Annotated in this window: 6 protein-coding genes; 4 read left to right on the top strand and 2 right to left on the bottom strand. The window is 49.4% G+C overall.

The features are described from left to right. Nucleotides 1-20 precede the first annotated feature (20 nt). Entirely contained in the window at nucleotides 21-2,195 is a 2,175-nt protein-coding gene (locus QUB51_RS26960; protein WP_333233032.1) for a caspase family protein, read from the top strand. Between the two features lie 243 nt (nucleotides 2,196-2,438). Here the strand turns inward: QUB51_RS26960 and QUB51_RS26965 are convergent, their stop codons facing one another. Together QUB51_RS26965 and QUB51_RS26970 are read right to left on the bottom strand one after the other, a co-directional pair. Then, entirely contained in the window at nucleotides 2,439-3,743 is a 1,305-nt protein-coding gene (locus QUB51_RS26965) for a valine--pyruvate transaminase (RefSeq protein WP_333264007.1), read from the bottom strand. A 112-nt stretch (nucleotides 3,744-3,855) separates the two neighbouring features. Then, complete coding sequence (locus tag QUB51_RS26970) at nucleotides 3,856-4,002, bottom strand: hypothetical protein (RefSeq protein ID WP_333264004.1); 147 nt, start codon at nucleotides 4,000-4,002, stop codon at nucleotides 3,856-3,858. A gap of 127 nt (nucleotides 4,003-4,129) precedes the next feature. On the opposite strand from QUB51_RS26970, the gene QUB51_RS26975 reads away from it, so the two are divergent. From QUB51_RS26975 to QUB51_RS26985, 3 genes are all read left to right on the top strand, one after another. Further along, the gene (locus QUB51_RS26975; RefSeq protein ID WP_333264001.1) at nucleotides 4,130-4,375 is read left to right on the top strand and encodes a hypothetical protein; all 246 of its coding nucleotides are present in this window, start codon (nucleotides 4,130-4,132) and stop codon (nucleotides 4,373-4,375) included. 77 nt (nucleotides 4,376-4,452) lie between these two features. Next, nucleotides 4,453-4,995: a peroxidase-related enzyme gene (locus tag QUB51_RS26980; protein WP_333263997.1), complete on the top strand. Its 543-nt coding sequence runs from the start codon at nucleotides 4,453-4,455 to the stop codon at nucleotides 4,993-4,995. 6 nt (nucleotides 4,996-5,001) lie between these two features. Further along, nucleotides 5,002-6,222 carry an adenylate/guanylate cyclase domain-containing protein gene (locus QUB51_RS26985; RefSeq protein WP_333053875.1) on the top strand — a complete coding sequence of 407 codons (1,221 nt, stop codon included), beginning with the start codon at nucleotides 5,002-5,004 and terminating at the stop codon, nucleotides 6,220-6,222. Nucleotides 6,223-6,312: the final 90 nt, after the last annotated feature.

The following is a 6,312-nucleotide window of genomic DNA, read 5'->3' on the forward strand; positions in this document are numbered from 1 at the left end:
AAATTCAAAGCTATTTAAAAATGGGACTCAAGCGGCGGGAATTTTTGCAGCAAGCTGGCCGGGTGCTGGCCGCCATCGGAATCAGCGAGGCCCTGTGGCTGCAGTTGGGCGATGGCTACCTCCAAGCCTTAGCGCAACCGACAGCCAGGAAATTGGCTTTGTTGGTGGGCGTTGACAAATATCCAGACTCGCCCCTGCACGGCTGCGTCACGGATGTGGAAATGCAGCGGGAACTGCTGATATATCGGTTTGGGTTTGTGCCGTCGGACATTTTGACTTTGACTGACGCTCAAGCTACGAGGGAGAATATCGAGACGGCTTTTGTGACTCACTTGACTCAACAAGCAAAACCCGGTGACGTGGTAGTTTTTCACTTTAGTGGCTGCGGTAGCCGAGTCAGTTTGGGCGAGTCTCCCGGAAAAATCCAAAACAGTTTGGTGCCGGCGGATGATGTTTTGCCGTTGTTAGCCAACCGGGCGGTGAACGATATTTTAGAGGAAACGCTGTTGCTGTTGATGCGATCGCTCGCGACAGAAAATGCGATCGCCATCCTCGACACCAGCTACCCCTATCCGGGTTTCTCCAAAAACGGTAACTTTCGCATTCGCTCCCGCCCCCGCCCCACCATCGGCCAGCCTCGCCTCGCAGAATTAACGTTTGCCCAAGGCCTCCGAACCCGCAAAAATCTTCGTCCTGCCGCCGCCGTAGTTGCCGCAGGCGCGAATTCCCAACTCGCCGCCGAACAAGAGTGGGACGGATTTACCGCAGGTTTGTTTACCTACGCCCTCACCCAAACTTTGTGGTGGGCAACTCCCGCTAGCAGCTTCAGCGTCAGTTTCAGTCGCGCTGCGGGCAATGTTTACAGCAAGCTGGCGGGGTTATCGCAGCAACCGCAAATTCTCAATCACGATTTAACAATCGCGCCGGCGGTGAATTTTTCAAATTTAATCTTCAATTCCCCTGCATCTGACGGCGCTGTGACGGCGGTGGAAGAGGGGGGCAAAACTGTGCAGTTGTGGCTGGGGGGGTTGTCGCCCTCGGTTTTGGAGTGCTCCGGGGGTTCTGTGTTTGCTGTGGATTCTTCCGAGGGCGCGAGGCTGTTGCTGCGGGGACGCACGGGCCTCTCTGCTAAAGCCCAAGTTTTAGATGGGTCTGCTCAAACAGACGGCCAATTAACAGTCGGCGAAGTGGTGAGGGAAGAAATTCGGGTTTTGCCGCGAAACATCGGTTTGACAGTAGCTTTGGACTCGGGTTTGGAACGCATCGAGCGGGTGGACGCTACCAGCGCCTTTGCGACTGTGCCGCAAGTTTCGGCGGTAGCCAGCGAGCAATTGGCTGACTGTCGGTTCGGCAGAGTCCCGGAAACGACTTTAGCCGAAACTTCTTCGGCTCACGAGCCTGCTTTGTATCCCAGCCGTTACGGTTTGTTTTCTTTGGCTCAAACGCTGATTCCCGATACTGAGGGCGACGGGGGAGAAGCAGTTAAGGTGGCGGTGCAGCGCTTGACTCCGCAGTTGAAAGCGCTGCACGCTGGGAAGTTGCTGCGGCTGACAGCCAATGAGGGGTCTTCGCGCCTGAAGGTGCGGGCGGTTCTGGCAACTACCGCACCGCAAGCGCGGGCTGTGGCGCAGCGAGAGCCGGTGCGGGCCGGCGGTGATTATCGGCTGGAACCGCTGAGCGGAGAAAGTGAGAAATCCGCCCGCGATCATATATTAAGTGTGAGCAACAGCAGCCGAATTCAGTGCAGATTGTATAACGACAGCGATCGCCCGGTTTACTTTGCGGTGTTTGGCTCGGACAGCGGGGGACGGCTGTCTGTGCTGGGCGCTGAGGGCAAAGACGCTGTGGGGGGAATGTCGCGGCCGATCGCTCCGGGGGAGAATTTGACCGTGCCGGCGGCTGGGACGATCGGGTGGCCGGTATCTGCGCCGATCGGACTTGCGGAAATCGTGATTATATTTAGTGAGACTACCTTCGATCGAACTCTAGCTGCAATAGAAGCCGAGATCCAGCAAACGAGGGATGCCCAGCCAATTCGAGTGCTGTTGAATCCTTTAAATGTGGCGCGGGCGGTACTCGAAGATTTGCACGCCGCTAGCATTCCGGGGGTACAGAAAGTGGGGCTATCGACGGATGATTTGGCTTTGGATGTGAATGTTTGGGCAACTCTGAGTTTTGTTTATCGGGTAGTTTAATTGTTAAAAACTCCTCGATCAGAGTCGGCGATTGAAATCGCTTTTGATATTATGTCCGGTCGATTACCCCTAATACGGTAGAGGCGGGTTCACGAAAAATATCTGTCAATAATTGACAATCTCAAAAACCCGCCCTTTTAATCGCGGTCACTCGATCGGACTCGGACTTTGTTTGACTCTCGACAGCGGTTTCAACCGCCGCATCATAAAGGGGGTGGATTTCGCCGGATTTGGTATCAGAAATCAAGACTGATAAAGCTTTTCTACCATTTGAGCCAAGCGTTTCATGGCAGTTTCAATCTCATCATTTGTTGCAGTCAAACTGATGCGTATACACTCATGTTTGTGCTGCCAATCTTCCCGCAAACCGGGGAAAAAAGAACTTCCTGGCACCACAATTACGCCGACTTTCTTCAACTCTTGATACAGTTCCCAATCAGTCATTGGCAAATCTTTCAGCCACAACCATGCGAAAATTGCTCCTTCGCCTCGGTGCAAAAACCACGGTAAATCTTTCGGCATTGCTTGTTCTAGAGTGCTTTCTACGATCGCAAATTTGCTTTGATAGTACGGGCGAATTACGTTGATGGAAATATCGGCAAGAGCGCCGGAAGCAATAGCACGAGTTGCGATCGCCTGTCCGTATCTCGGCGAATGAATGCACATATTGGTCTGAAAACATTCTAATATTTGAATGATTTTTTCATCGCCGATCGCAATTCCGATTCTTTCACCCGGCAATCCGGCTTTCGACAAACTCATACAGTGCACGATATTGCCACCAAAAATCGGCGTCATTTCGGTAAAATTCAAGGACGGGAACGGAGGGCCGTAGGCGGAATCCACGAACACCGGCGCGTCAAAAGCGGCCGCTAAATCGGCAATTTTCTTCACTTCGTCGTCGCTGAGAACGTTGCCGGTGGGGTTGCAGGGACGGGAAAAAATGACGCAACCGGTGGTTTGGTCGATCGACAATTGGCTGAAATCCGGGCGGTACTTGAACCTGTGGGCGGCCGCATCAATATCGAGGGTAGGTTTGCAGGCGACTACCGCTTCGGGAATCAAGCTCACGCCGCCGTAACCGGTGTAGTCTGGGCTCAGCGGTAGCACGATATTTTTAAGGCTACCCCCCCTAGCCCCCCCTTGGTAAGGGGGGGATGGGGGGGGTGCGGTGTAGCCGCCGAAAGCGTTGGCTGCGTAGAAGTAAATCGATTGACTTCCGGGAGTAATTAGGATATTGCGATCGGTCAAATTCAGTCCGTAACGCTGATTAAAATCCGCCAACACCGCATTGATAAAGGGCTGATAACCTTGACTGGAACCGTAGCGACAAACCACCTCGCCGTATTCCGGGCTCGCCAAAAGTTCCGCAGTGCAGTCGCGCCACAACTGCTCGACTTCCGGCAAAATCACCGGATTTCCGGCGCTCAAATTGATAAACTCCTGCCCGCTGCCGGCTCGGAGTGTTTCAATAATATCTTTCATAATTGCCCGAACTCCCGTGAGGTGGGACATCTGAGCGCCAAATTGAGTCAGGGCAGGGTTCATAGCAAATGCAGCGACAATGATAGAAGTTTACAGTTTACCCATGATAACTCCAGTCGCCGGCGTTAGCCTAGCTGATCTGGGGCATGGGTTGTCGATCGAGCATCTGATTAATTCAATAAACTCGATCGCACAGCGTTTTATTTCTTCCCCTGTGCGCGCCGGAGTATAAGATTGCGGCCATTTGTGGAGTTCGATCGAACTGAGATGTTGCACCATTCTCAATAAGCTTTTTAGGAACAGGCTTTTCGGCCTGTTCCACAAGAAAATTCACTCTTTGTGGAACAGGCCGAAAAGCCTGTTCTTGACAATGGTGCAAGATGTGAGATCGAACAGTGTTTTTTACCTAAAAATTAGCGAACCGAACAGCCATCTCTAATTCAAGAGTTGTGGTAAGATTTCACGCCGTCGCGCCCGATGAATTGCCGATCCTTGACAACAACCATTGGAAACATCTAAAATTAGTCGTAAAACCCGATCGCAACAGAATTTTATGGGAGCCTGTTACTGCTATAATTACAGGTTTAATCCAGCCTCAAAAATCCGATTTGTTGCTAGCTCATTTTCATGATTCGCGGTTTTTTGACAGCGGTGCATTTTATTATCAATCCGACTCAAGCCAATATCTGTCGTAAGATCGACCTTTGAGTAGCATTACATAACAAAAACGTAAATTATCACCCAGTTAATTGCCGTAAAATTCAACAAAAAAATGACACACTTTCCACTTATAGAATACGAGCAACTTACAGATCCTAAAGCCAAAGCAGTGTACGAAGAAATCTTGACAGAATTGGGGTTTGGCATCGTCCCCAACCTGTTCAAGTCAATGGCAATCAACCCTGACATATTAGAAGCAAATTGGAAAAAATTCCGGGGAACCATTCTGCAAGGAGACTTACCCCGCACGCTTAAAGAAATGGTCGGCGTCGCTATTTCCCAATCAAATAATAGCGAGTACGCTCTCCAAGTTCACCTGCACGGATTGTCAGCCTTGGGGATGAGCGAAGAACTACTGCGAACCCTAGTTTCTGACTTTGCCAATTGCCCTTTGCCAAAACGTGATAAAGCCGTAATTACCTTTGGCTTGCTCGCTGCTACAAAACCCCTGGAAGTGACAGAAACTGATTACCAAAACCTGCGGGATTTAGGGCTAGATGATTCTGAAATATTTGAGATTATTGCGACAGCAGACTTGTTTAGCTTTGTCAACCGATATACGGATGCAATAGCCCTGGAAATAGATGCTTTGTAATCTACATTGTATACCCCTATTATGGGCGATCGGCTAGAAGATCAAGATCGAGAAGAACTTCTGTTGACAGCCCGCCGTTTGTTAGCAGAAGCTCAAGCCCTTTCCATCCGCATTTCCGCCGTTAACGAAGTTGCCACAGCCATTAACCGCACCCTCGATCTGGGCCAGATTTTGCGGGTAGTAGGCAAGCAAGCCAAATGGTTGCTCGACTTTGAACACTGTAGCGTTTGCCTGCACAGCACTAATGCTTGCATGACTTTATTTGGCCCGCATATTCCTGTAGATATTGCAGCCCTCCCAGAGGGCGGCCCTATTCACAAGGCCTTCAACACACGTCAACCTCAATTAATTCAAGAAGCGGGTGCTACTGCTATTTTATCCCCCTACGCTTCGCAAATAATCCTTCCTTTGGAAAGCGAAGGTAAGGTTTTAGGAACCATTAATTTTGCCACAACCAAGCCGCGAGCTTACACTCAAGAAGACTTGCGAATTGGCTATCTTTTGGCTTTGCAACTATCCTCAGCCATCCGCAATGCTGAACGTTTTAAAGAAATAAATAGGCTGTATTCCGAACTCGATGCCGAAAAGCACAAATCCGATCGGCTACTGTTGAATGTGCTCCCGGTTGAGATTGCTGAGGAACTCAAAAATAACGGCAAAGTGGAACCACTTTATTATGATAACGTATCGGTTTTATTTACTGACTTTAAAGGCTTTACTCAGTTATCTGAAAAAATGACGCCGCGAGAATTAGTTGACGAACTAGACTATTGTTTTTCTTATTTCGATCGCGTGATGGATAAATACTCTATGGAAAAACTGAAGACTATTGGTGACAGCTATATGTGCGCGGCCGGAATCCCTACGCCTCGCCCAACACACGCTTTTGACGCTGTACTTGCTGCCCTAGAAATTCGACAGTTCATGGATTTGCGAAAAATACAGAAATCTCAACAAAACATTGCTTATTGGGATATCCGCATTGGCATTCATTCAGGCCCAATACTGGCTGGGGTAATTGGCAATAAAAAGTTTTCCTATGATGTCTGGGGAGATACAGTTAATACTGCATCTCGGATGGAATCTTCCGGTGTCCCTGGAAATATCAATATCTCTCACGACACGTTTGAATTAGTTAGAGATTTTTTTGAATGCGAATACCGAGGCAAAATTTATGCTAAAAATAAAGGGGAGTTGGATATGTATTTGGTTCGCTATCTTAAATAAATTTGGGAAGGGGTAATTGCTAAGGAATGAGAATTAAATAACTTCCACTCTTGAAAGTGGGATGGGCGTCCCGCCCGTCCACTCATGACG

The organism is Microcoleus sp. AT8-A3 (assembly GCF_036705675.1).
In the GTDB taxonomy this organism is placed as follows: Bacteria; Cyanobacteriota; Cyanobacteriia; order Cyanobacteriales; family Microcoleaceae; genus Microcoleus.